At 45.5% G+C, this 24,137-nt stretch carries 22 protein-coding genes and 3 pseudogenes; 11 read left to right on the forward strand and 14 right to left on the reverse strand.

The genetic code is table 11. From position 1 onward, the window contains the following. Positions 1–46 precede the first annotated feature (46 nt). The 4 genes and pseudogenes from JGK36_RS28270 to JGK36_RS28285 all read left to right on the forward strand — a co-directional run bounded on the left by JGK36_RS28270 (position 47) and on the right by JGK36_RS28285 (position 4,433). Positions 47–1,110 (forward strand): annotated as a pseudogene (locus JGK36_RS28270) (PotD/PotF family extracellular solute-binding protein). A 94-nt stretch (positions 1,111–1,204) separates the two neighbouring features. Then, positions 1,205–2,258, forward strand: a pseudogene (locus tag JGK36_RS28275) (PotD/PotF family extracellular solute-binding protein). A 205-nt stretch (positions 2,259–2,463) separates the two neighbouring features. After that, positions 2,464–3,375: an ABC transporter permease gene (locus JGK36_RS28280; RefSeq protein WP_293184952.1), complete on the forward strand. Its 912-nt coding sequence runs from the start codon at positions 2,464–2,466 to the stop codon at positions 3,373–3,375. Positions 3,376–3,587: 212 nt separating this feature from the next. Continuing rightward, a complete protein-coding gene (locus JGK36_RS28285; protein ID WP_293184951.1) occupies positions 3,588–4,433 on the forward strand; it encodes an ABC transporter permease in 846 nt (281 codons plus the stop codon). Between the two features lie 407 nt (positions 4,434–4,840). Here JGK36_RS28285 and JGK36_RS28290 read toward each other — a convergent pair whose 3' ends face one another. Both JGK36_RS28290 and JGK36_RS28295 read right to left on the reverse strand, forming a co-directional pair. Continuing rightward, complete coding sequence (locus JGK36_RS28290) at positions 4,841–5,668, reverse strand: fatty acid desaturase (protein WP_293198233.1); 828 nt, start codon at positions 5,666–5,668, stop codon at positions 4,841–4,843. A 363-nt stretch (positions 5,669–6,031) separates the two neighbouring features. Next, positions 6,032–6,844 (reverse strand): acyl-CoA desaturase, encoded by an 813-nt coding sequence (locus tag JGK36_RS28295; protein ID WP_293184949.1) that lies wholly within the window; start codon positions 6,842–6,844, stop codon positions 6,032–6,034. An 80-nt stretch (positions 6,845–6,924) separates the two neighbouring features. Here JGK36_RS28295 and JGK36_RS28300 point away from each other — a divergent pair. Further along, a pseudogene (locus JGK36_RS28300) lies at positions 6,925–8,120 on the forward strand (aminotransferase class I/II-fold pyridoxal phosphate-dependent enzyme). 134 nt (positions 8,121–8,254) lie between these two features. Here JGK36_RS28300 and JGK36_RS28305 read toward each other — a convergent pair. The 5 genes from JGK36_RS28305 to JGK36_RS28325 all read right to left on the reverse strand — a co-directional run bounded on the left by JGK36_RS28305 (position 8,255) and on the right by JGK36_RS28325 (position 13,323). Then, positions 8,255–8,992 carry a DevA family ABC transporter ATP-binding protein gene (locus JGK36_RS28305; protein WP_293184946.1) on the reverse strand — a complete coding sequence of 246 codons (738 nt, stop codon included), beginning with the start codon at positions 8,990–8,992 and terminating at the stop codon, positions 8,255–8,257. 178 nt (positions 8,993–9,170) lie between these two features. Further along, the gene (gene devC, locus JGK36_RS28310) at positions 9,171–10,325 is read right to left on the reverse strand and encodes an ABC transporter permease DevC (protein WP_293184944.1); all 1,155 of its coding nucleotides are present in this window, start codon (positions 10,323–10,325) and stop codon (positions 9,171–9,173) included. A 250-nt stretch (positions 10,326–10,575) separates the two neighbouring features. Then, the gene (locus JGK36_RS28315) at positions 10,576–11,214 is read right to left on the reverse strand and encodes a Vat family streptogramin A O-acetyltransferase (protein ID WP_293184942.1); all 639 of its coding nucleotides are present in this window, start codon (positions 11,212–11,214) and stop codon (positions 10,576–10,578) included. A 14-nt stretch (positions 11,215–11,228) separates the two neighbouring features. After that, the gene (locus JGK36_RS28320) at positions 11,229–12,731 is read right to left on the reverse strand and encodes an efflux RND transporter periplasmic adaptor subunit (protein WP_293191728.1); all 1,503 of its coding nucleotides are present in this window, start codon (positions 12,729–12,731) and stop codon (positions 11,229–11,231) included. Positions 12,732–12,738: 7 nt separating this feature from the next. After that, positions 12,739–13,323 (reverse strand): TetR/AcrR family transcriptional regulator, encoded by a 585-nt coding sequence (locus tag JGK36_RS28325; protein ID WP_293198234.1) that lies wholly within the window; start codon positions 13,321–13,323, stop codon positions 12,739–12,741. A 217-nt stretch (positions 13,324–13,540) separates the two neighbouring features. Here JGK36_RS28325 and JGK36_RS28330 point away from each other — a divergent pair, with 217 nt between their 5' ends. The 4 genes from JGK36_RS28330 to JGK36_RS28345 all read left to right on the forward strand — a co-directional run bounded on the left by JGK36_RS28330 (position 13,541) and on the right by JGK36_RS28345 (position 15,364). Continuing rightward, positions 13,541–14,110, forward strand: a complete 570-nt coding sequence (locus JGK36_RS28330) for a GNAT family N-acetyltransferase (RefSeq protein WP_293201238.1) — start codon at positions 13,541–13,543, stop codon at positions 14,108–14,110. 52 nt (positions 14,111–14,162) lie between these two features. Next, entirely contained in the window at positions 14,163–14,534 is a 372-nt protein-coding gene (locus JGK36_RS28335) for a DUF2237 domain-containing protein (protein WP_293184938.1), read from the forward strand. A gap of 4 nt (positions 14,535–14,538) precedes the next feature. Further along, complete coding sequence (locus tag JGK36_RS28340; RefSeq protein ID WP_293184936.1) at positions 14,539–14,916, forward strand: GNAT family N-acetyltransferase; 378 nt, start codon at positions 14,539–14,541, stop codon at positions 14,914–14,916. A 112-nt stretch (positions 14,917–15,028) separates the two neighbouring features. Beyond that, entirely contained in the window at positions 15,029–15,364 is a 336-nt protein-coding gene (locus JGK36_RS28345) for a XisI protein (RefSeq protein WP_293184934.1), read from the forward strand. A gap of 161 nt (positions 15,365–15,525) precedes the next feature. Here the strand turns inward: JGK36_RS28345 and JGK36_RS28350 are convergent, their stop codons facing one another. Continuing rightward, the gene (locus tag JGK36_RS28350; RefSeq protein WP_293198235.1) at positions 15,526–16,728 is read right to left on the reverse strand and encodes a Coenzyme F420 hydrogenase/dehydrogenase, beta subunit C-terminal domain; all 1,203 of its coding nucleotides are present in this window, start codon (positions 16,726–16,728) and stop codon (positions 15,526–15,528) included. Positions 16,729–17,047: 319 nt separating this feature from the next. Here JGK36_RS28350 and JGK36_RS28355 point away from each other — a divergent pair, with 319 nt between their 5' ends. Beyond that, positions 17,048–17,608 (forward strand): hypothetical protein, encoded by a 561-nt coding sequence (locus tag JGK36_RS28355; RefSeq protein WP_293191722.1) that lies wholly within the window; start codon positions 17,048–17,050, stop codon positions 17,606–17,608. 275 nt (positions 17,609–17,883) lie between these two features. On the opposite strand, the gene JGK36_RS28360 is transcribed toward JGK36_RS28355, so the two are convergent. Next, positions 17,884–19,356, reverse strand: coding sequence for a DEAD/DEAH box helicase (locus tag JGK36_RS28360; protein ID WP_293184930.1), 1,473 nt, complete (start codon positions 19,354–19,356; stop codon positions 17,884–17,886). A gap of 841 nt (positions 19,357–20,197) precedes the next feature. Between JGK36_RS28360 and JGK36_RS28365 the strand changes: the two genes are divergently transcribed. After that, on the forward strand, positions 20,198–20,395 hold the full coding sequence (locus JGK36_RS28365) for a hypothetical protein (RefSeq protein ID WP_293184928.1): 198 nt from the start codon (positions 20,198–20,200) through the stop codon (positions 20,393–20,395). Here the strand turns inward: JGK36_RS28365 and rimO are convergent. From rimO to JGK36_RS28390, 5 genes are all read right to left on the reverse strand, one after another. After that, entirely contained in the window at positions 20,370–21,728 is a 1,359-nt protein-coding gene (gene rimO / locus JGK36_RS28370) for a 30S ribosomal protein S12 methylthiotransferase RimO (protein ID WP_293184926.1), read from the reverse strand. The two genes, JGK36_RS28365 and rimO, sit on opposite strands and share 26 nt — an antisense overlap. 182 nt (positions 21,729–21,910) lie before the next feature. Then, positions 21,911–22,261, reverse strand: a complete 351-nt coding sequence (locus tag JGK36_RS28375; protein ID WP_293184925.1) for a type II toxin-antitoxin system PemK/MazF family toxin — start codon at positions 22,259–22,261, stop codon at positions 21,911–21,913. Continuing rightward, on the reverse strand, positions 22,258–22,503 hold the full coding sequence (locus JGK36_RS28380) for a hypothetical protein (RefSeq protein ID WP_293184923.1): 246 nt from the start codon (positions 22,501–22,503) through the stop codon (positions 22,258–22,260). The genes JGK36_RS28375 and JGK36_RS28380 overlap by 4 nt, the downstream gene beginning before the upstream one ends. A gap of 35 nt (positions 22,504–22,538) precedes the next feature. Further along, positions 22,539–23,609 (reverse strand): pentapeptide repeat-containing protein, encoded by a 1,071-nt coding sequence (locus tag JGK36_RS28385; RefSeq protein ID WP_293184921.1) that lies wholly within the window; start codon positions 23,607–23,609, stop codon positions 22,539–22,541. Positions 23,610–23,621: 12 nt separating this feature from the next. Then, the gene (locus JGK36_RS28390) at positions 23,622–24,053 is read right to left on the reverse strand and encodes a hypothetical protein (RefSeq protein ID WP_293184920.1); all 432 of its coding nucleotides are present in this window, start codon (positions 24,051–24,053) and stop codon (positions 23,622–23,624) included. Positions 24,054–24,137: the final 84 nt, after the last annotated feature.

Consider the following 24,137-nt stretch of genomic DNA (forward strand, 5'->3'; position numbering starts at 1 on the left):
CAATTCCCCAATCTAAAATCTAAAATCTAAAATCTAAAATCAAACTGTGCCTCCGACTAATCTACCAATTTCCAGGTTTTGCAGGGCTAATTCTACACGCCGTCAGTTCCTAAAAAATTCGGCGGCGACAATTTCCGGGTTAGCCCTTTCCAGTTGCGGCTGGCGGCTTGCAGACGTACAATCGCTTTGCTCGATCGCTTTGCTGAAAAAACCGGCATTCGCGTAGTCGCCGACGTGTTAGACTCCACGGAAACAATGCTGGCGAGACTTAAAGTCGGTGTTCCCCAGGTCTACAGCATCATTTACCCGTCAGACTACATGGTGATGCAGATGAAAAAACTCGGGATGCTAACTCAATTAGACCGATCGATCGTTGGCGGACTAGATCGGCTCAAAAAGCGGTTCCAAAACCCCGTTTACGACCCCGGAAACCGCTACAGCGTGCCTTTTAGTTGGGGGACAACTGGATTGATTTACAACAGCGAACAGTTCAAAGAACCTCCCGAAGATTGGAGTTATTTGTGGAAACGCAAACAGGAATTGGCAAGGCGAATGACTCTGCTAAACGACGTTAGAGAAGTAATGGGCGCGACGCTGCGGATGCTGGGTTATTCTCTCAATTCTACAAGCCAACAACAAGTTAAAAAAGCCTATGAAAAATTAGAAGAACTCAAATCGGCGATCGCTTCTTTTACCACAGATGCTTGGCGATCGCAAATGCTGACAGGAGAGTTGAAAGTAGCAATGTGCTACTCTTCTGATGCCAATGAAGTAATTGCAAACAACCCTAAATTTCGGTATATTGTGCCGAAAAGCGGATCTGCCCTGTGGACTGACACCTTAGTAATTCCTAATGGAGCACCCAATCCAGACGCAGCTTACAAATGGATTAATTTCATACTGCAAGCTGATGTTGCGGCTTCCCTAGTCCAACGATTAGGTTTTGCAACTCCTTTAGAAGATGCTTTTTATTTGCTGACTCCAAAAGTTCGCAAAAACAAAATTCTTTTTCCTGCTGAGGCTACTTTAGAAAACTGCGAAGGCGTGGCACCCCTAGGAAAATTTGCAGATGTTTACGATCGTTACTGGACAAAACTAACCAGTATCTAATAGCATCAGTATTAATCTGCGTTTATCTGCGTTTGCTCGAACATCTAAAATCAGCTAATTCCTAAATCCCAAATCTAAAATCCCAATTAGAACTGTGCCTCCGACAAATCTACCAATTTCCAGGATTTTCCCGGCTAATTCTACACGCCGTCAGTTCCTAAAAAATTCGGCGGCGACAATTTCCGGGTTAGCCCTTTCCAGTTGCGGCTGGCGGCTTGCAGACGTACAATCATCGCTTTGCTGAAAAAACCGGCATTCGCGTAGTCGCCGACGTGTTTAGCTCCAACGAAGAGATGCTGGCTAGAGTTCAAGCCGGTGGCGGCCGCGCCTACAGCATCATTTACCCGTCTGACTACATGGTGGTTCAGATGACGGAACTGGGGCTGTTGACTCCATTAGACCACTCAATTTTGGGCGGACTCGATCGACTAAAAAAACAGTTCCAAAACCCTGTATACGACCCAGGAAACCGCTACAGCGTTCCTTTGAGCTGGGGAACCACAGGCTTGATTTACAACAGCGAACAACTCAAAGAAGCTCCTGAAGATTGGAGCTATTTGTGGGAACACAAAAAAGAGTTAGCAAGGCGAATGACGCTAGCGAGCGATGTTCGAGAAGTCATGGGCGCTGCGTTGCGAATGCTGGGCTATTCTCTGAATTCTACGAACCAAGATCAAGTTAAACAAGCTTACGCAAAGCTGGTGGAGCTCAAACCTGCGATCGCATCTTTTACGACAGACGCTTGGCGGCCGCAAATGCTGACAGGGGATTTGAAGCTAGCCATGTGCTATTCTTCTGATGCCAATGAAGTCATTTCAGATAACGACAAATTGAAGTATGTCGTACCAAAAAGTGGTTCTTCTTTGTGGACTGACACTTTAGTAATTCCCAAAGGTGCTCCCAATCCCGATGCAGCTTATAAGTGGATTAACTTTATGTTGCAAGCGGATGTCGCTGCTTCTTTAGTCGAACGGCTCAGTTTTTCAACTCCTTCGGAAGATGCTTTTAGTTTGCTGACGCCGGAAGTTCGCGAAAACGAGCTTCTTTTCCCTTCGGAAGCTGTTTTGAAAAATTGCGAAGGTGTGGCTCCAGTAGGGAAATTTATGGAAGTGTACGATCGCTATTGGACTAAATTAACCGCTGGTTAACCCTAACCTGTAGGAGCAAATTTGACCAACAATCTCTGACTCTCGCCCCCACAGTCGATCGCCCGCATCAATTTTTCCGACAATAAGTCGATCTGGTACATTTAGATTTACCGTTGGGTGGGGGCGGGTTTATACGAATTCGGGCTTTGAAATTAAAGATTTTGGTGAACCCGCCCCTACCGCTCAAAAATCCAAACTATTATTTATGGCTGTTTCTACCAAAGCTCCCCCTCCGATTCCTCCCACTGCTCCAGTCAAGCCTGAAAGCGTCCCCCCATGGTCAAAGTGGACAGGCCCGCTGGCATTGCTCGGCCCTTCTGGCTTGTTCCTGGTTTTATTATTAGTAATACCAACTCTGGTGATTTTTCAACTTAGCTTGGTGCCGAATATTAAGCCGGGAGATTTGGTAAATCCTTCGGGAATCGGCAACTACCTGCGGGTGTTTGAGCCGCTGAATTTGCAGGTGATGGGTCGATCGCTCTTTTTTGCCACCGGAACGACTATTCTGTGTTTACTGCTGGGATTTCCCGTCGCTTACTGGATCGCGCTCAATGTCTCGCCCAAGTGGCGGAATTTAACGTTATTGGGCTTTGTGTTGCCGCTGTGGACTTCTTCGCTGTTGCGATCGTATGCTTGGATTACAATTCTGCGTCCTACGGGCGTTCTCAACTCGCTCCTGGGACTTTTGGGCATCCCTCCTCTAGAATTGTTAAATCAAAGTTCCGCCGTTCTAATCGGCATGGCTTACAGCTATTTGCCCTATATCGTAACCATTCTCTACGCTTCCTTGGAAAAGCTCGATCGCAGATTGCTAGAAGCATCTCAGGATTTGGGCGCGAATCCACTAGAAACTTTCTGGAAAGTGACAGTACCCCAGACAATGCCGGGGATTGCAGCGGGTTCTTTGCTAGTATTTATTAGCTGTTTGGGCGATTTTGTCGATCCGGAGTTGCTTGGTGGAGCTTCGAGCATGACGGCAGCTCGTTTAATTTACAATCAGTTTTTGGGGGCGACTCAAAATTGGGGGCTAGGTTCGGCTCTGAGTATGGTATTAATTTTTGCAGTGAGTATCGGAATTGCTCTTTTACTCAAATATGGCGATCGTAATGCAGTTTAGTCAGTTGACAGTTGACAGTTGACAGTTGACAGTTGACAGTTGACAGTTGACAGTTGACAGTTGACAGCAGTCATTAGTTATTAGTCATTAATTAGTCGCTACAAATTCTCTTCAAATCGATGCCCTGTTTGGCCGATGCCCTGTTTGGCCGATGCCCGATGCCCAATTCCCCGATTACCAATTACCAATTACCAATTCCCGATTAACGAGATATGGAAAATACCGCCGACAATCCACAGGAGGAAATACAACCCGATATGTACTTAAAACCTAAATTTAAGATTTCTTGGCAGGCAATATTTACAGTTTTGATGTTTTTTTATATGTACCTGCCCATTTTGGTACTCACATTTTACAGCTTTAACAAATCCCGTTTTAGCGCCGGCTGGGAAGGATTTACTTTAGATTGGTACGTTAAATTATTTAGCGATACGCGGATTTTAATTGCCCTGAGAAACAGTTTAACAGTTGCTGTTTGTGCAGTTGCCATCTCCGCTGTACTCGGCACTTTAATGGCCGTTGGTTTAGCCCGCTACCGCTTTCCCGGCAAAAATTTATATCAGGGAGTTTCCTACTTGCCGATTATTATTCCAGATATTGCCAGCGCGGTTGCGACTCTGGTATTCTTAGCCGCACTCGCTATTCCTCTGAGTTTGTGGACAATTGTCGCTGCCCACGTTGTGTTTTGTCTGGCTTACATCGCTCTAGCTGTTTCTACTAGATTGGCAGATTTAAACCCTTATTTAGAAGAAGCTGCCTTGGATTTGGGTGCAACGCCTGTTGAGGCTTTTATTCAGGTTTTGCTACCTCAATTAATACCTGGAATTGTTTCTGGTTGTCTGCTATCTTTTGTGCTCAGCATGGACGATTTTTTGATTGCGAGTTTCACCGCCGGTAGCGGGACTACAACTCTACCGATGGAAATTTTTAGCCGGATTCGGACTGGTGTGAAGCCTGATATTAATGCTCTGAGCGTGCTGTTGATAGTCGGTTCGGGAGGATTGGCGTTTTTAGCGGAATATTTGCGCGGCAAGGGCGATCAAAAACAGGCTCATTAGTCAGTTGACAGTTGACAGTTGACAGTTGACAGTTGACAGTCGTAGTCGTAGGGTGTGTCGCCACAGAAAATTTCTAACTCAATATCGACAATCGAGCGAGCGACGCACCTTATAGCATTTACAAAATATTTGCGTTAATCCGCGTTAAGGATCGGTTTCCTTAGAAGTTTTCAAAGTGCACCACGCCGATTGACGATCGCAAGCAACGACGTTACTAAGGAATGAAAATTAAATAATTTACACATATTTGTGGGATGGGCGGGACGCCCATCCCACAAGAACAATAAAAATTGTAAGTTATTTAATTCTCATTCCTAAGGGGGGTGCTAACTAACCGTCAGGTGTTTAGCGTGGAAAATTCTTAATCTGCGTATAGTCAAATTCACACCTGACGCACCCTACAATAACTAACCTTCCGCTCGGGAAGGTGGTAATTTCACCTTACTAGCCAAACCTACTGCTTCCAAGGCTTGAATTGTCATCCAGGTGAAGTCAAATTCCCACCACTGCATACCGTGACGGGCAGAGTATTGATAAGCGTGGTGGTTGTTGTGCCAGCCTTCCCCGTAAGTCAAAACTGCAACCCACCAACAGTTAGTAGAACTATCTTCGGTTTCGTAAGTGCGGTAGCCAAATTTGTGAGTTGCACTGTTCACAAACCAAGTGCAGTGATATACCAAAACTAAGCGGGCAAAGATTACCCAAACTACAAATGACCAGCCTGCTACGAAGTAAAGCAACACGCCAAAGACGATTTGCATCGGGAGAAAGTAGTTTTGCAAAAATCGGTAAAATGGATCGCTCGAAATGTCTTTTGTGCAGCGGGGAATTTCAGCGTGCGCCGGGCCTTTATACAGCATCCAGCCGAGGTGACTCCACCAAAAACCATTCTGGGCGTTGTGAGGGTCGATCGCATTTTGGTCTGAGTGGGTGTGGTGCAAACGGTGCAGCCCAACCCAATCAATTATTCCTCCTTGACAGGCCAGGGCTCCGCAAAATGCTAGAAAGTATTCTACGAATTTTGGTGCCTGAAAACTGCGGTGGGTGAGCATACGATGCCATCCGAGAGTTATTCCCAAACCGCCGGTGATCCAGTGCATGAATACTGTTAAACCAACTGCTGTCCAGTTGAAGTTACTGGGTAGCAGTGCGAACAAAGCGCCGATATGCAGTCCTGCTAAACTAATAACGTGCTTCCAATTGTATTGGAGTTTTTCTTGCGTTGCTATTGTCATTCTTTTTTTGATTAGTGATGAGATGCTGACGGGGATTCACGCATAATAGTTTGGATTGAGCAGTAAACTTTTTTGGTGCACACTTGCCCAAACGAATCAAAAATGAATGAATTATAGATTTAGGATGAAACTTGAAAAATTTACGGTTTAATTTTGAAAATAAAACTTTTGGCTGCCAAACAAAAATTTTTCTTCCCAAATCTATTATAACTGATTATGGTTTTGGTTGGGTCGATCGCACAAGATGATTCAATCTCAGTTCAACCCAACCTTTAGCGATCGCAAAAACAGGATTAGGCATTGGTCACGAGCCATTAGTCCAGAACTGATGACCGACAACCAATGACTAAATTGCCGATCGCCCTATTTTTCTGCTAACTTCACTTTGGTAGCTAAACCCAGCGATTCCAGCAGTTGAATTGTCATCCAAGTGATGTCGATTTCCCACCATTGGAGACCGTGACGAGCAGAGTATTGGAAGGCGTGGTGGTTGTTGTGCCAACCTTCGCCGTAGGTGAGGACAGCAACCCACCAGCAGTTAGTAGAGCCATCGCCCGACTCATAGGTGCGGTAGCCGAATTTGTGGGTAGCGCTGTTAACCAGCCAAGTGCAGTGGAACACCACCACAATCCGCATAAACACTCCCCAAACCACGAAAGACCAGCCACCTAATAAATAAAGCAACACACCGAAGACAACTTGGATGGGGATAAAATATGCTTGGAGAAACTTGTATACTGGGTCGTCGCCAATGTCTTTTGTAAAGCGGGGGATTTGAACTCTCATCGGCAAATCTGAGATCATCCAACCCATGTGGCTCCACCAGAAGCCTTGATTAGAATCGTGGGGATCTTCTTCGGTGTCGGAATGGATGTGGTGTAACCGGTGCATTCCTACCCAGTCGATCGGGCCGCCTTCACAGGACAGAGTACCGCAAATAACTAGAAAATACTCTAGCCATTTCGGTGTTTGAAAACTACGGTGGGTAACGAGGCGGTGAAATCCGAGAGTAATTCCTAAACCACCTGTTACCCAGTGCAGGAATACTGCTAGGCCGACAGCAGACCAGCTAAAATTACCCGGCAGCAAAGCAAATAGAGCGCCGGTGTGCAGAAAGGCCATAAAGCCTACAACAGGCCAATCAGGAGAAGTTTTTTTGGAAGTTGCAATCGTCATGAAGATATTATGTTTACAAACTAGGGGCCGCATTTACGCGATAATCAGCAGCGCGCACGCAAATGGTGAGCGAGGTATAGATGAATAGCGTTTCACGGCTACAGGAAGCAGAACAGGCACTCTTTCAGATTTTTTCTGGTATTGACGCGACAGTCAAGCAAAATCTTCAACGAGTCTTAAAAGCTTTTCGCAGCCACCGGGTTGGAGTCCACCATTTTGCAGGTGTTACGGGTTACGGCCACGATGATTTAGGGCGGGAGACTTTGGACGGGGTGTTTGCCGAAGTGGTAGGGGCCGAGGCGGCAGCGGTGCGGGTACAGTTTGTTTCGGGTACTCACGCGATCGCCTGTGCTCTGTTTGGCATCCTACGTCCTGGTGACGAAATGTTGGCAGTTGCTGGTTCTCCCTACGATACTTTAGAAGAAGTGATCGGCTTGCGGGGGCAAGGTCAAGGTTCACTTATTGAGTTCGGCATTAGCTACCGTGAGTTGCCTCTAACTCGCGAAGGAACTGTGGATTGGCGGGCACTGAGCTCTGCTATTTCAACAAAAACTCGCCTGGTTTTGATCCAGCGCTCTTGCGGTTATTCTTGGCGATCGAGTCTGTCTATTTCTGAGATTAAAAAAATCGTCGATCTAGTCAAACATCAGAATCGTAACACAATTTGCTTTGTTGATAATTGTTACGGCGAGTTTGTTGATGATTGCGAACCTACTGCTGTGGGTGCAGATCTGATGGCGGGTTCTTTAATCAAAAATCCGGGGGGTACGATCGTCCCTGCGGGCGGTTACGTGGCCGGGAGGGCCGATCTGGTGGAGGCGGCAACTTGTCGCTTGACAGCGCCGGGAATCGGCAGCAGCGGGGGCGCGACTTTTGATTTGAACCGCTTGCTGTTTCAGGGTTTGTTCATGGCCCCGGGGTTTGTGGGCGAGGCGATGAAGGGTAATCATTTGACGGCTTATGTTTTTTATAAGTTGGGTTATCGGGTGAATCCGATTCCTTTGGCGAGGCGCAGGGATGTAATTCAGGCGATCGAATTCGGTTCTGCTGATAAGTTAATTGCTTTCTGTCGGGCGGTGCAGCAAAATTCCCCCCGGGATACGAGAGTCAGTTGGTGATGGCTGGTGGTACTTTTATTGATGGCAGTACCTCGGAATTTTCCGCAGACGGGCCTCTGCGAGAACCATATGTGGCTTTTTGTCAAGGGGGTACTCATTGGACTCATGTGTCGATCGCCCTTGAGGCTGCGATCGAGGCCGTGGGCCCGGCCAAGTAGCGAATATCTTACAAAAATAATTAGGACGGGCAAGATGCCCATCCCACAATAAAAGAAAATATTGTGGGATGGGCATCTTGCCCGTCCCAAAATTTGATAAAAAGAACTTTTGTAAGAGATTTGTTGACATCTGATTAAGGTCGATCGGCTAAATTTGTGACTAAACGTCCGTCTTCCATGTAGATAATGCGATCGGCAATATCGAGAATCCGATTGTCGTGCGTCACTAGCAAAATCGTACAACCTTGTTCCTTTGCTAGTGTCTGCATGATCTCCACCACATCTCGCCCGGATTGTTTGTCCAAAGCCGCCGTAGGTTCATCAGCTAAGACTATTTTAGGCCGACTGACTAACGCCCGGGCGATCGCCACCCTTTGTTTTTGTCCTCCCGACAGATTTTCTGGGTAATAATTAGCCCGTTCTCCCAAACCAACAGCTTCCAACATGGATATTGACAAAGCATCCATATTCTGATTTAGCATTTCCTTATGTAATTCCAAAGACATCCGCACATTTTGCTTAGCCGTCAAAAACGTCATCAAGTTATGCGCTTGAAAAATATAACCAATTTGCTTTCTCAACTTAGTTAACTGATTCTTACTAGCGCCGCGTATTTCTTCCCCCAGAATATTGAGACTCCCTTCTTGAGCCGAACGCAGGCCGCCTAACATCGTCAGTAAAGTTGTTTTACCCGAACCAGAAGGCCCCGTCATAATTACGATTTCCCCAGAGTTGATATCGAGATTAATATCAAATAAAGCTTGTTTTTTCAGGGAACCTTTACCGAAGTAATGGTTGAGATTTTTGACAGATATTACAGCTTGATTTGTTATGGTTTCGTCGAAGTTGGCGGGAGAGTTTAGGGTTTGCATGGTGATTTTTTGTGTTTTTTCTATAAGTCACGGGCGAGACGCCCGTGCCACAATTAATGGAGGTATTTTGTTTGGTTCTAAGCTGGTACACATTTAATTTTGGCAATCCTGTTTCTTCCATCTCTTGTGGGGTGGGCTTCTAGCCCGCCCAAAAATTAAATTAAAATGCCACAACAGCTTAGAAAATATCTGCCGGATCGGCCGATCGCAATTTCCGCAAAGCCAGCGCCCCAGAACCAGTACACATCACAATCGTCAAACCCAACACAGTAGTCGCTCGATTTGTTGTCATTGCAATTGGCAGCAATGTAGCAGACTGCGCTAGGGAATACAGTCCGTTAGCCAAAACAATTCCCGGCATAAAACCCAAAATAGCTAATAACAAAGCTTCCTGAACTAAAACTCCGACTAAATAGCGATCGCTATATCCCATAGCTTTTAAAGTCGCGTACTCAGCCAAGTGATCGGAAACATCTGAATACAAAATTTGGTAAACAATAATCAAACCAACAATGAATCCGATAATCGTACCAAATCCAAAAATAAAACCAATCGGAGTAGCATTTCCCCAATAAGCCTTTTCAATTTCCGCAAATTCTGCTAAAGTCAGAACTTTCACATCATCCGGCAAAATAGCTTTCAACATTGATTGAACTTTGAGGATGTCAGCCCCCGGTTGCAACTGAATTAAACCCACATCAATTTCATCTGGTTTGCGTTCTGGAAATAAATTCATGAAAGTAGAATCGCTAGCAATGACATTGCCATCAGCCACGAAAGAAGTACCGAGAGTAAATACTCCTCCTACTTGAATATTTCGTTTGTTAAGTTCAGTTTCGAGGGTAGATTGTGTATTAAAAATATTGGCAATTTCCCCATACTCAGGTCTAGAAGCTTGGTCAAATAACACATTATTGAACTTTTGAAGTTGAGCCAAATTCTGATTGACATCTGGCAAAATAAATGTTGTGTTGCCAGGATCTATGCCAAAAATTAAAATTCCTCGCGTAGTGCGGTTTGTGGGATTTCGCCACTGTCCCATCCCAATATATAAAGAAGTGACAGACTTGACTCCCGCGACTCCTTGTGCTTGATAAAGTCGCTCTCTTTTGAACTGTTTTACCGCAGCAAAAGTTTCAAATTGAGGATTGATTAACACTAAATCTGTCTGTAAACTTTCGTGCGGCTTAACAGCAGAATCGAAGAGTGCATCTTGAAAGCCGAGTTGCACAAAAATCAGAATATCTGCAAAGGCAATTCCGGCGATAGCAACAGCGAGGCGGGTTTTTTCTCTGGTTACTTGCAACCAAGCAAGGGGTGTTTTGCGAAACATAATATTTGGGGAATTGGGAATTGGGAATTGGGAATTGGGAATTGGGAATTGGGATAATCCGGTGGGCAGAAACCGGGTTTTTTACGAAGATATTGCATCGTAGCCTTTAATTTCGGTAAAAACCCGGTTTCTTTGTCGGCGAGTGCGGTAATTGGGCTCATCCGGTGGGCAGAAACCGGGTTTTTTGCGAAGATATTGCATCGCAGCCTTTAATATCGGTAAAAAATCCGGTTTCTTTGTCGGCGATTGCCTAAGTCTGATCGGCATTACTCAGCGCTTGAATATCGGATTGCATAATTAAGTTAATATGGCGCGAAATCTTGTCAACTTCCCAATCCCACCAGCGCATTTGTAATAATTGCGCCACCTCAGCATCGCTGAAACGCTGCTTAATTAAACCAGCGGGATTTCCGCCGACAACGGTGTAAGCGGGAACATCTTTTACTACAACAGATTTAGCAGCAATAATTGCACCGTCGCCGATTTTAACTCCCGGCATAATCACCGATTCGTAACCTATCCAAACATCATTACCAATAATTGTATCGCCTTTAGTTGGTAGTTCGATTAATAGATTCATAGCTGTTTCCCAGCCGTTCCCAAAGACTGGAAATGGATAGGTAGAAATGCCATCGAGTTTGTGATTTGCACCGTTCATGATGAATTTGACGTTGGTGGCGATCGCACAAAATTTACCAATAATTAATTTATCACTCCCGTAATTGTAAAGTACGTTTCTATCGAAATTTTCCGGGTCGATCGGATCGTCGTAGTAAGAGTAATCGCCGACAATAATATTGGGCGATTTAATAAAGTTTTTGATAAAGCAAACCCGGCGCTGGTCTACCATCGGATACGGTCGGTTTGGATCTGGCCCCAATTCTCCCATGTTTCTCAATCTCCCTAATTTTGAATTGCTACTTGTACCTGCAAATTTGTCAATCCCGCAACTTTTTTGCTAGCTTCAGGATTCAGGTGAATTTTCACCTCCACAACTCGGCTGTCCAAGTTTTCTCCTGGCTGGTTGCTAAACACGTTTTGCTTGCTGACTTTTAAGCCGATTTCTTTAACAGTTCCCGGCAATTCTCCTGAAAATGCTTGGCTGGTAACACCTGCTTTTTGCCCAACCTTGATTTTGCTGATGTCGGTTTGGTAAACTTCGGCAACGACTACCATTTGCTGAGTTTCTCCTACGTCTGCAATGCCGTCATCACTAATTTTTTCCCCGGCGCGGGTGTGAATCTTGAGGATTTTTCCGGCGTTGGGAGTGCGGATGTAAGCTTGATTTAATTCGGTTTCGGCGCGCTTGACTTGGGCGATGGCGCTGTTGATTTCGGTTTGGGCTGCTTGGATATCTACCGGGCGCACTTCGCCTATTTTGTCGAGAGTTGCTTGGGCTTCTTTTAGTTCTTCGCTGCCACTATTTTTGATGCGCTTAAGTGTTGCTTCTGCTTCTGCTAACTGCTGGATTGCTGTACTGTTAATTCTGGCAAGATTTGCTTCTGCTTCGTTGAGTTGCTGGATTCCTGTACTGTTAATTCGGGTGAGATTTGCTTCGCCTTCTTTAAGCTGCTGCTTGGCCGTACTGTTGATGCGGCTGAGATTTGCTTCGGCTTCTTTAAGTTCCTGGCGACTTGTTTCTAATGACAGTCGTTTGCTGTCCATGACGGAGTTAGAAATTGCGCCTTCGGTAACAAGTTCTTTGTGCCGCAGGTATTCGGTTTGGGCATTATTTGACTCGGCTTTTAATTTGTTAATTGCTGCTGTTTGTGCTGTTTTTTCTCCTTGCCATTGTGCAGTTATGCGACTAATTGTGGCTGTTTGTACTTTTCTTTCTCCTTGCCATTGTGCGGTTATTCTGCTGATGGTTGCTTGCTGTGCGGTTTTTTCTCCTTTCCATTGCGCTTGAATGCGATCGACTGTTGCTTGTTGTGCCGCCTGGTTTCCTTGCAATTGGGCTTCTAGCTTGCCAATTGTCGCAGATTGTGCTGCAAGTTCTCCCGACTTTGCCCCGGCTTTTACCTTTGCTAAACTGGCTTCAGCAACTTTGACTTTTTCTTTGGCTTCGTCTAAAGCAGATTTTAGCCGATCGCCTGCATCCAAAATTGCGATCGACTGCCCTGCTTTCACGCGATCGCCCTCTTTGACTAAAAGCTTCGCCACGCGATCGCCATCCAACGCCTGCGACACCCCCAAGCGAATCACTTCCCCCAGCGGTTCCAATCTTCCCAAAGCCGTGATTTTCCTGGGCGGCGGTGTTTCTACGGGTAAAGGTTCAGCATTTTTAGCTAAAGATCCAAACTGAGAAATGCCGTAAAAAGTTGTACCGATGCTAATAGCAGCGCCAGCAACTACCAATCCCATTACCAATGGATTTTTAGGCTTGATGAAAAATTGAAAATTCATATTCCTCCTAAATTTGCGATTGTTTTTTTTCTAAATAAGCGAGTAATATATTTTTTAATACATTCGCTTGTTCTGTAAAAGATATCCTTTCGCCTTGATAAAATCTTCTTGCCACCAAACCGTCAATATAACAAATGACAAATTTAGCGAGCGCTGGATCGGAGATACCCAGGTAGCAAATGAGTGCCTCTTCATAACGCTTTCCTGCTAGCTGGAGTGCTTGATTGCTATCAATCTCTTTGCGAGTTTTTTGGTGGCAAAACTCGAAGGTAATTAACAGATTCTTCAGCATATAATCTTCAATTCCGCTGAGATAATTCATCAGTTGTTCAACTTTTTCTCCGAGAGTTGGTGGATTTCCTAACTCAGCCAGTGCTTCTTCTTTTGTATCTTCATAGCTCAAATATACAATTAACTGCTCGAACAAACTTTCTTTACTCGGGAAATAGTGGTAAAGGGTTCCTGTAGAAACTCCAATTCCTGAGGCAATTTCTCGCATTGTGACGGAGGAATAGCCTTTTTCGGCAAAAAGCTCAAAACTTTTGTTCAGTAATTCTTTGCGGTACAATTCGCGGTCAACTATTTTTGGCATGGATCGATCTTCAGATTTTTGATTCTAGATCCTAGGTTATCGGAGATTTAAGGGCGATCGACCAAATATTCCTATATCGAACATCCGATATAGTATAAACGAATACACAAAAAGCTTTTGACGGCTGATATTGGAAAATATAAGTATATCGAACAGTTGTTATAATTAATGTTGCACAGACTACCAGAGCTTGTCAAGGGGTGCAGTAAAATTATCTTTGGAGTCAATTTGTCGCGGCGATTTGAGCCAGAAATCCAAAACACCCCGCCATCAATCTCCACATAAAAGCCCCGAATCGATCGTGGGAATCTGCACCTTAAATCTCATGAAAGTACGAACCTACGAAATCGGCGACACTGAAAAAATTGTCAAACTATTTTACGACACCGTGCACGAAGTAAATATCCGCGATTACACAACAGCCCAAGTAGATGCTTGGGCGCCAGCAGATACCGACATTCAAAAGTGGATGCAAAGTTTAAGCAGTAAATTTACCTTCGTAGCAGCAGAGGGCGATACAATCGCAGGTTTTGGAGAATTAGAAATCAACGGCCATATCGATCGCTTTTACTGTCACAAAGACTTTCAAAGACAAGGAGTTGGGACGCTAATTTTAACACAAATCGAGTTAAAAGCCAAAGAGTTAGGACTTAGAAAGTTATTTACCGAAGCCAGCATTACAGCTCGACTTTTTTTTGAAACCCAGGGATTTATTCTGATTAGAAAACAAGAAGTAGAGCGGAGAGGACAAAAATTTATTAACTTTGCAATGGAAAAAGATATATAAAAAACCACCTTTTGTGTAAAATTAGATCGCAGAGTTGTGTGGAGGAGTTGCGATGGTTACGGAAGCGACAAATGTGCTGGGAACAAAATTAGAAACTTGCTGCACATCGCCCATGACAGGCTATTATCGGGACGGAAAATGCAATACGGGTGGCGGAGATTTAGGGGCTCACACCGTTTGTGCAAAAGTGACAGAAGAGTTTTTGAAGTACACCAAAAGAATGGGAAACGATTTGAGTACCCCGGTTCCCGATTTTAAATTTCCGGGATTGAAGCCAGGGGATTGTTGGTGTTTGTGTGCTTCGCGCTGGAAGGAAGCAATGGATGCTGGATGTGCGCCACTTGTGGTTTTGTCGGCGACTCATGTCTTAACTTTGGAATACGTTTCTTTGAACGAGTTGAAGGAACACGCTGCTGATTTGTAGGAATGTGCTAGCCGATTACTTCGCCACTAACAACGATGGCGATCGCTTCTGGATTACCGATGACGACGGCGGGCCCGTGGGTGTCGCCTACTGCGAGCTCGAACCAATGACCGATCGCACGTGGAACTTGCAATTAATCGCCATCTTACCCGATCGCCAGGGACAAGGACGCGGTGCGACATTGCTGCGCTACATGGAACAAACCTTGATGGCGCGGAGCGGGCGCGTGTTGCTGGTGGAAACGTCGGGACTCCCGGAGTTCGATCGCGTGCGATCGTTCTACCGCAAGTGCGGTTACGACGAAGAAGCGCGGATTCGCGACTTCTACAAAGCAGGCCATGACAAGATAGTTTACTGCAAGGAGCTGACGGCTCAGGCGTAGACTCGTAGGGTGCGTCAGTAGGATTATTTGTTGAATCATCCAGCAGCTTCTAGCTGACGCACCCTACAAGTTTACATATCTATTTAAAATCAACTCAGGAGGCAATAGTCAAATGGATCGACTAGAGCATTACCGTCAGTGCATTCAAAAGCTGCTAATTGAAGACAGCAAGATAGCACCAATTAACGGAGAAATTGAAGTAGAAACAATTTTTGACAAAGAAAAAGATCGCTATCTTGTCATCGATTTAGGATGGGACACACACCGCCGCGTGTATAACTGTGTGTTTCATTTGGATATTAAAAATGGCAAAATCTGGATTCAGCGAAATCAAACAGACAGGCAGATTGCTGACGAATTGGTAGAAATGGGAATACCCAAAGAGGATATTGTGCTAGGACTTCAGCCAACTTACGCGCGCGAATATACAGGCTTTGGAGTTGCATAATTTCAATCGCCCAAGGAGTAGTGCGCGTCAGTTAGCTACCACAAAAAAACTGGTTTGTAGTGAGGACTTTAGTCCGCATCCATCCGAGGACTAAAGTCCTCACTACAAACATTTTTTATTAATAGTAATTAACAGGGCATAATATCATGCACCCTACCAGCTTAAACCTCTGGCAACTTATACTGCCCGACAATCCGCTTAGCATATTCCGGCACGTGAGCCTCCAATTTTTCGGGATAATTCCGCTTCACATACAGATAATTGCGAGTGAAATGAGAATCAATTGAAAACCGAGCATATTCCAAACCCTTCGGCCCAATTCTCTCAATAAACACTCCCATCAACTTCGCCGCCCACATCGGCAAAGTCACACCTTTCTCGTAAGCTGGAATACTTTGTTGAACAGCCTCTTTTCTGTTTCCCTGAGACATCACCGGCTGAGTGTTTAGCTGATCCATTACCAAGTCTAACATTTCTTGTCCGGTATCATTTCGTACCACAATCCACTGCCAGCCAAAAGGTGCGCCCATGTAGCCCACCACTAAATCTGCTAAGGAATTAACGTAATCAAAACAGCTCAAACAAGAAGGAGCAAACACATCTTTCAATTCTTTTGTATTCAATCCGAAAAATGGCACTTTTTCCGTAGAACCATCTTCGTGTTTGAAGTGAACGTTAAAGTCTTGCATAAACTCGTAAGATACCACCGTTTCAGGAGAACGGCTAGTCGTGTCTAGGAATTTCTGTAAGCCCGCGCGGCTAACATTATCTACACAGGGAGTTCCGAGAACGTAGAGCTTTTCTAAACCGAGTTGTTTCTCGACTGTACGCAATGCTTGAATTTGACAGCCGACGCCAATTACTAACAGCCGTTTCATCCCCGACTTCTCGATTTGTTCCAACACTGAAAGGTTGGGAGATAGAGTTGGCTTGTTGACTTTTGCAGCGAGAATTTCTTCGCGATTTCTCGCAATTATAGGCATCGGTTGAAAGCGGTCTTCTTTGGTATTTTGAACGCAGACAACACCTTCAACAATGCCTTTTTCCAGCATTTCGATCGCAATTGAGCTGACAATTCCCGTCCACTGAGCGCCTTCTATTGGTTCTTTTTTCTTGGCCGCCATCATATTTTGACTGACGCCGAAGTACCAATCGTCGGGATTGTCGAGATTGCGCGATCGCCCGTGAATCTCCTCTTCCAGTTCTGCGATATGCTGAGTTAAGAAAGCGCAAGCTTCCTTGACATAATGGATATAATATGTATCGCACAAACCGCACTCGCTGCAAAGTTCTTTAGCGGGGCGGCGGCTGCCCGGTTTCAGGGCTTTAGATTTCTGGTGTTTAGTGGAATCTATGGCGGTCATCTAAATTGCAAATTTTATGGAGAAAGGGCTTTTGTTAGGATATCACACCCATTCCGGTGATGAAGTATTCGCGCTAATTAAACGTAAAATGGTGTTGGTATTCAGAAACCCCGAATCAAGACGAACACGGGGGTACGCCCCCTGCTGAAACCGGGTTTCTCTATGTTATATTTTTGGGGATGAATATCCTTACTGCTTGAGTCCTCGCAGGCGGACTTTGCCTGTTTAGGAGCGAATTGTATTCGCCCGCAATCATTAGTATTTATCCGGATATAACAGGGTATTGCAGGAATAAACTGCAAAATAAAGGTATAAAAAAATGGTAAGATTGTTTGTGACAACAGCCGTTGCTGGCATCATGCTCAATATCGCAATTTCGAGCTTCGGATTTGCTGCTTTAATTCGCCCTGTTGTGGGTATGAATCAAACTGTTGTGGCTCTAGAAAGTATGTTGAACGCCACACAAAAGCCGGCGGCGATCGACTATTCGCGCTTGGGGATTGGCCCAGTTCGTTTGGGGATGTCTGTAGAAGAGGCTAAACGCAAGTTGGGCAAACCGCAGCGGGATGAAACTAAACCGGGTAGCAAGGCTATGGGTGGCAAGATTCGCACGCTAACCTACTCGAAATTGACGGTAGCAGCCTGGAATGGCAAAGTTTATTTAATTTCTACTACGAATCCCAAGTACGTAACAACGAGTAGTATTAAGGTAGGAGATAAAAGTCAAAAAGTCCTTAAAACTTACGGTTACAGCTCGCAATCCGTGCAGGGTGGAGTGAGTCGGTTGACTTACAGCAACGACCAAAAGGCTTCTAATTTGGTTTTGGAACTGAAGGGCGATCGCGTGCAAAAGATTATTGTCGGCACGCAGCTCAACTAAAATACTACACAGCAGTCCAAAAATCCCCCTGTAGAGGTTTGTAGTGAGGACTTCAGTCCTTGTTACTTCAGAGGATTTTTAGGTTTGCTGAAAACAAGTATTGAGCATCACGTGCAGTCAAGGTACGTAGTTGCGCTTCAGCGCTCTTTCATACATATAAAGAGCGCTGAAGCGCAACTACGTACCTATAGATTAATTCCACACATAAAAAAATAAGGTGCGAATTTCGCACCCTACCAGTTAGAAAATAAGGCGCGCAGCGCGCACCCTACTAATTAGCTGTTCTGGGGAACGGGAGCAGGAACGCTCGAACCGACTGAATTAGTCGGCGCGCCAGTCTTAGCCCGCTTCTTGATCAAGATTGGCTTGACGCTGTTTTCTCCACCAATAGGGGGATCTTCTTGTTGAGCGTAATCCGCGCCCATCCAAGCCGGACGGCTTTGATCGAAGGCCATTTGCAAAGCTGCTGCGGCGATCGCATGGGAGTCGTATTCCTCGGACAACTGAGACACCAGAGGCAAGAAAGATGCCATCCGTTCGCCAGCCAAAGCTTCGCGAACTTTACCCTGCATCTTTTCCAACTGACGAGCTTCAATTTGTGCCCGTGTCGGAATGTTTCGTACAGTCAAGCTCGATCGCACGTGGCGTTCAATCAAGCGCAATTTGCGGCGATCCACTGGTTGAATCAGCGTGATCGCAGTTCCTTCGCGGCCGGCCCGGCCCGTGCGTCCGATCCGGTGAACGTAGCTTTCTACGCTATCGGGCAAATCGTAGTTAATAACGTGAGTCAAGTGATCCACATCCAAACCCCGCGCAGCAATATCAGTCGCCACTACCCAGCGGACTTGACATTGGCGGAACCGATGCAGCAAACGTTCCCGCTGTGCCTGATTCAAATTACCGTGATATTCGTCAACGCTGTGGCCTGCTGCTTGCAGTTGGCTAGTAAGTTCCGCCGCCGACTGCCGAGTCCGCACAAAAATCAGCGCCGATTCCGGGTCTTCCATTTCTAGGATTGGCTGCAAAGCTCTTGCCTTAGACCAGCCGCGGGGAACCATATACACGCCTTGGCTGATGCGTTTCGGCGTTGCTTTTGGTTGTTCTACGGTGACGTTGACTGGGTTCCGCAAATGCCGCGCTACCAATTTCCGAATAGAAGCTTCCATCGTCGCCGAGAAAAATGCCGTTTGACGGTCTTTTGGTGCAGCATCCAAGATTCTTTCCACATCTTGGATAAAGCCCATGCTCAGCATTTCGTCAGCTTCATCCAAAACCAGCCACTGTACCTTGTCGAGTTTCAGGCTGCCGCGGCTGAGCATATCCAATATGCGTCCGGGTGTACCGACAACAATGTGAACGCCGCGCTTCAAACGCTGCATTTGGCGATCGATCGATTGACCGCCGTACACGGTCAGAACTTGCAGAGAGCGACCGACTTTTACCGGGCCGTCGCTGCTGATACCGCTCAAATCGCGGATGGCTTCAGTTACCTGCATGGCCAATTCACGAGTCGGTGTGAGCACCAATGCTTGCACCGCAGTTAGATCTAAATCAATCCGCTCCAAGATGGGCAACGAGAATGCTGCCGTTTTGCCCGTTCCAGTTTGAGCTTGACCCACAACGTCGCGGCCTGCTAGCAGGTGCGGAATTGCTTGTACTTGGATGGGAGTAGGTTCTGTAAAGCCGAGTGTTTCCAGATGGAGAACGAGTTCTTCGGAAAGACCCAAACCTTCAAACAATAAATTCATTAATTCTCCTAATAACGAGTCTTAGCCTTCTAAGTTGCCCAACTCGGATGCGGATTTCTGCTCTAGGGCAGGAACTCATTGTGAGTTCTGTATGGTGCTGCGCCTGCGCGCACCTTTTCAAATAGCAATCGAGTATAGGGCAGCTCCGTCGATGGTGACTAATTTACCGATTCGACAGCCGTCTTTGATTTTCTGACATCACCGATACCAACCGCCAGCGGTGGGGTTATCGGCTTCCAACATTCTTTAAACAGTACATTGGACTTCCTTTGAGGTACTTGCAAGCTTTCTCTCTAGGGCATTTTATAGTGAGGATGATGACCAGCCCCACTTTACTACATATATAGTAGTTACAGTTTTGTTGGTTCAGGCGCTATCCCGCAATCCGTCGCCTGCGGGATTCAACAGGGTATGTAGCGACCGTCAGTCGATTTTAGATTTTAGATTTTAGATTTTAGATTTACTCCACAGATGAATCTGGCAGCTTGAACTAGCGTCTAAAATTTTAATCTCTCTACTCCTGGCGTCGGCGGCTTCTATCCGTTTTTGGACTACCGTTACCGCCTATCCATCTCAACACTCTTTCGGGATACCGTTGTGGTGTAGGGCGGACGGCGAAGCAATCTCAAATTCTCCCCGCTGGTTTCTGACTTTATATTAGCATAACTCTTTACATTCAGAAACAAAACAGTGAACTACCCGACGCTGACCTGCGGTAGAGCACGGGCTTCCCAATTCATTGGCAACAGCCGCCAGAACTCCGTAATTCTATTGGTCTTACATTGCCTCGCCCGGGCAGGAGTCCTTCCAAGACCCATACTTTTTCTGGCAACACGTACCTATGAGCTTGGTTTTCGCTTACGGCATTGGTGGTCAAGATGTACCAATTTTATCAGAAGAATTGCTCGTTTCCTCATCCACCCCGTCGCTGTTCCACAGCACGGCTTGGAATTCGACTCGCGGGAGTGGAATCGTCAACTCACTGGCACTCATCCCGACGCGAGGCTACGCTCCTAGCGGGGGGCTGATACTGCTTTAGCTAACGAGACAGTTCGAGCGATTTCTACTTGACCATGAAGGTCGTAGAAATCTGCGTCTGTAATTTTCACAGGTACGATCGATCCCAGCCGTGCTTCTCCTGTCACATAGACGAGTCCGTCTACTTCTGGGGAGAACCGGGCGGATCTACCAATCAACTCACCTGTCTCTGGTTGTTCTTGTTCTATCAGGACATCAACTACCTGACCGACAGATTCTTGATTCTTTTTTAATGATATAGGTTGTTGTGCCGCCATAACTGCATTTCGCCAAATTTCCATTTTTTCTGCTGGGAGTTGATTTGGCAAGCTGTAGGCTGGGGTGCCTTCTTCGGCGGAAAATGTGAATACTCCGACGTGATCGAATTCGTGGCGCTTGACAAATTCCAGCAAGTGTGCTGCGTGTTCGTCTGTTTCGCCAGGGAAGCCGACTATAAAAGTTGTCCGCATCACGGCACCAGGAATTGATGCTTTCAGGCGATCGACTATGGCATCATTGATCCCAGCTTGGAAAGGCCGATTCATCGCCCGCAGAATTTCCGGGTGCGAGTGTTGTAGAGGTAAATCCAAGTATGGCAAAACGTTGTGAGTTTCGCAGATTGCCGCCACAACTTGCGGAGTCAAACCTGTAGGATAGGCGTAGTGCATCCGAATCCAAGGTACATCTACTTCGCCCAAAGCGCGGAGTAATTCGGCTAGTTTGGGTTCGCCATAAATATCTTTGCCGTAGTTGGTGGTAATTTGAGAAATTAGGATAATTTCCTTTACCCCTTCGGAGGCTAATTGCTTAGCTTCAGCGACAATAGATTCTATGGTGCGCGATCGCTGATTTCCGCGCAAGTGCGGGATAATGCAAAAAGCGCAACGGTAGTCGCAGCCTTCGGCTATTCGCAGATAAGCGACACCTTCGGATGTTGTGCGATAGCGAGGAGTAGTTTCGTCAGCGATGTAAGTAGGTTCACTAGAGACGAGGGAAACTCGATCGCCCTTTTCGACCCTTTGCATCACATCGACTATTTTATGATAATCACCAGTGCCGACAATTGCGACGGCTTCGGGCAATTCATCCAGCAATTGCTGCTGAAAATGCTGTGCCATGCAGCCAGTGATGACTACTTTTTTATTAGCTTCGGCTAATTCTACCAGGGTGCGGACTGATTCTTCTCGCGCAGCTTGGATAAAACTGCAAGTATTGACGACGACGTAATCGGCTAATTCTTCATTAGAATCGACTTCATAGCCTGCTTGAGCCAGCAAGCCAATCATGTGTTCGGTATCAATGCGATTTTTTTCGCAGCCGAGGTGGGTAAATGCGATCGTTGGCTTCGTTGCCATGCAGTAATATTTGCTGTTGCGCTATTTTCAAGAACGTTTTATGGTATCACACAATTTCTAAAATTGCAAGGTTGCGTGAATTTGAACCGGGAATTCAGCATCAAAACCAAATAAACCGGATTTTTGGGAGTTTCTGCGCTGGAAATCTATCACAGTACAGAATTATTTTATATGATGATTCTCTATAAATTTAAAAGAATACGCAGTCTTTCCTCTACCATCATTAATGTTGTTGGAGAAACTGCGCCCCACAGTTCAAAAAGTCTTTCTATACTAATTGAGCGTACATCTTCACATTTGATGAAACTTCGCTGTCTAAGTCCTCCTTCTGGAGGGTTAACTTCAACGTGCCAGGGGATTCCCTTATCCTTAGATGTAACTGGCAGCACAACGACTAATGCCGAAGCACCCTGATTGAATGAATCTACAGATACTATCAGACAGGGACGCTTGCCAGACTGCTCGCGTCCTCGTATTGGATTCAAGTCAATCAGCCATATATCACCGCGTGATGGTTTTGCTGCTGAGGTCATTCTAAACCATCCTCTAAAGTAATATCCCAGACCGATCGTTCTTCAAGTTCTTCTTGCCAAGCTTCGGAGTTATTGCGTAGAGCAATATAAGCTTGGTTTGCTGCTTCTAAAAACTGTTGTCTTCGGTATTGTTCGATCGCTTGTTCGAGAACTGCTTGGATTGATTTTCCAGAGTTTGCAGAGAGTTCTGCGAGGATTTTATAAGATGTATTGGCGATCGTAACTGTAGAAGTTTGATTCATGTTAGTTTTTTACTTACCCCAAAGTTACCCAACTATTATAGCTCGTATTCAAGTATCCGTTCGTCTTGCGGGAAATCTTGCGGGAAGATTGCACCTCGGTTTTGTAGTTCATACTTTGCATCTTCAGATAGTCCGGCATTGTTACCAAATCGAGAACTTTCTACTTTGGCAGTGCTCAGATTGGCATTGCTCAAGTCGGCATTGCTCAAATCGGCATTGCTCAAATCGGCATCACTCAAGTTGGCACTGCTCAAGTTAGCATCGCTCAAATTGGCGGTACTCAGGTTGGTCGCTGTCAAATTAGCATTGTGCAAATTGGCATTGCTTAAATTGGCATTGCTTAAGTCAGCATTAATCAAATCGGCACCGCTCAAGTCCGCATCGCTTAAGTCGGCAAAACTCAAGTCGGCATCCATTAGCAAAGCATTTCTCAAGTCAGCACCACTTAAGTCAGCGCGACAAAGTTTTACGTTTGTTAGTTTAGCATTGCTTAAGTTCGCAAAACTCAGATCGGTACGACTCAAATCGGTATTATCTAAGTCAGCGCCACTGAGATTGAATCGGCTCAATTTGCAGCCAACTGCTTTAACACTACTTAAATCAGCTCCTGCTAAATCTTTATCTGGATTTAGACCAGCCTGTTTCATCAATTCCGATAAATTATCTGTATCTGCTTCAAGGATTTGTTTGATGTCATTTGCAAGCAATTCAGACTCACTAGAGTTAGGAAGTTGCGATTGTCGTCCCTCAAATTTAGTCGGCTCAGACTCACTGGTATTAGGAATTTGCGATTGCTTTGTTCCACTCGCAATGACAGGATGATGTTTGAGTTGCGATTGCTTCGTTTCACTCGCAATGACAGAATTCTGTATTAGCTGAGTCTGCCTCGCATAAAATTTAGTCAGTCGCTTCTCTTCGCTCCAAGCAACAAACGCAATTCCCCCAACTACACTTAACCCTACTGTCAAAGCTGGCGGACTTCCTCCTGTCAGCAACAGTATCCCCAACAAACCAACACCAACTTGAGCCGTTTGCTTGACTAAAGAATTTAATCCAGCTTCAGCTTCTTCATAAAGACTAATTTGTTTCCGGTTGACTAAAGTCATATCAAATATCTCCTAGGGATTATTTTTCAAATCTTTTAAATCTGCCCAAAATCTACCAATAATTCGACCTGCGAGAACTATCCACAACAAAAAATCAGAAGCTACAATAATGAAACAAGCATAACGAGATACACCCCAAGGGCTTTCTTTTAGACAAATATCGAAACCTGAAAAATCTTTACCGATAATAATTTCACCGATTAAACCGGGAAGTTTTAAAAGAATACCGATCGCGATCGCATCCTGAATTGACCCAAAAACTGTTCTCCCAAGTTGACCCATTAACCCATATAACACCTGATCGACAACCTCTAAAACATTCATCACTAACTTTTGCGTGAATGTACCCAATTTCGTACTTACTGGAGGAGATGGCACTACAGGAGTTGGACTCGATTGGGATGGTGTCGGAGTCGGAGTCAGCGGATTCGGCGGCGTAGTCATTACGGCACGGTATAAATTTTTATAAATATCGATCGCACTTTTTCAGATTATATCACACCAGAAAGTCTAGGAATAACAGCTTTG

The sequence above is a fragment of the Microcoleus sp. PH2017_35_SFW_U_B genome (assembly GCF_020737865.1).
GTDB lineage: Bacteria > Cyanobacteriota > Cyanobacteriia > Cyanobacteriales > Microcoleaceae > Microcoleus.

Coding starts and splice junctions, on each gene's coding strand:
- JGK36_RS28290 (WP_293198233.1), bottom strand. CDS start 5,668: ATGACAATAGCAACGCAAGAAAAACTCCAATACAATTGGAAGCACGTT.
- JGK36_RS28315 (WP_293184942.1), bottom strand. CDS start 11,214: ATGGGAGAATTGGGGCCAGATCCAAACCGACCGTATCCGATGGTAGAC.
- JGK36_RS28360 (WP_293184930.1), bottom strand. CDS start 19,356: ATGAATTTATTGTTTGAAGGTTTGGGTCTTTCCGAAGAACTCGTTCTC.
- JGK36_RS28320 (WP_293191728.1), bottom strand. CDS start 12,731: ATGAATTTTCAATTTTTCATCAAGCCTAAAAATCCATTGGTAATGGGA.
- JGK36_RS28345 (WP_293184934.1), top strand. CDS start 15,029: ATGGATCGACTAGAGCATTACCGTCAGTGCATTCAAAAGCTGCTAATT.
- JGK36_RS28295 (WP_293184949.1), bottom strand. CDS start 6,844: ATGACGATTGCAACTTCCAAAAAAACTTCTCCTGATTGGCCTGTTGTA.
- JGK36_RS28305 (WP_293184946.1), bottom strand. CDS start 8,992: ATGCAAACCCTAAACTCTCCCGCCAACTTCGACGAAACCATAACAAAT.
- JGK36_RS28375 (WP_293184925.1), bottom strand. CDS start 22,261: ATGACCTCAGCAGCAAAACCATCACGCGGTGATATATGGCTGATTGAC.
- rimO (WP_293184926.1), bottom strand. CDS start 21,728: ATGGCAACGAAGCCAACGATCGCATTTACCCACCTCGGCTGCGAAAAA.
- JGK36_RS28385 (WP_293184921.1), bottom strand. CDS start 23,609: ATGACTTTAGTCAACCGGAAACAAATTAGTCTTTATGAAGAAGCTGAA.
- JGK36_RS28280 (WP_293184952.1), top strand. CDS start 2,464: ATGGCTGTTTCTACCAAAGCTCCCCCTCCGATTCCTCCCACTGCTCCA.
- JGK36_RS28390 (WP_293184920.1), bottom strand. CDS start 24,053: ATGACTACGCCGCCGAATCCGCTGACTCCGACTCCGACACCATCCCAA.
- JGK36_RS28350 (WP_293198235.1), bottom strand. CDS start 16,728: ATGACCGCCATAGATTCCACTAAACACCAGAAATCTAAAGCCCTGAAA.
- JGK36_RS28365 (WP_293184928.1), top strand. CDS start 20,198: ATGAGCTTGGTTTTCGCTTACGGCATTGGTGGTCAAGATGTACCAATT.
- JGK36_RS28285 (WP_293184951.1), top strand. CDS start 3,588: ATGGAAAATACCGCCGACAATCCACAGGAGGAAATACAACCCGATATG.
- JGK36_RS28355 (WP_293191722.1), top strand. CDS start 17,048: ATGGTAAGATTGTTTGTGACAACAGCCGTTGCTGGCATCATGCTCAAT.
- JGK36_RS28325 (WP_293198234.1), bottom strand. CDS start 13,323: ATGCCAAAAATAGTTGACCGCGAATTGTACCGCAAAGAATTACTGAAC.
- JGK36_RS28335 (WP_293184938.1), top strand. CDS start 14,163: ATGGTTACGGAAGCGACAAATGTGCTGGGAACAAAATTAGAAACTTGC.
- devC (WP_293184944.1), bottom strand. CDS start 10,325: ATGTTTCGCAAAACACCCCTTGCTTGGTTGCAAGTAACCAGAGAAAAA.
- JGK36_RS28380 (WP_293184923.1), bottom strand. CDS start 22,503: ATGAATCAAACTTCTACAGTTACGATCGCCAATACATCTTATAAAATC.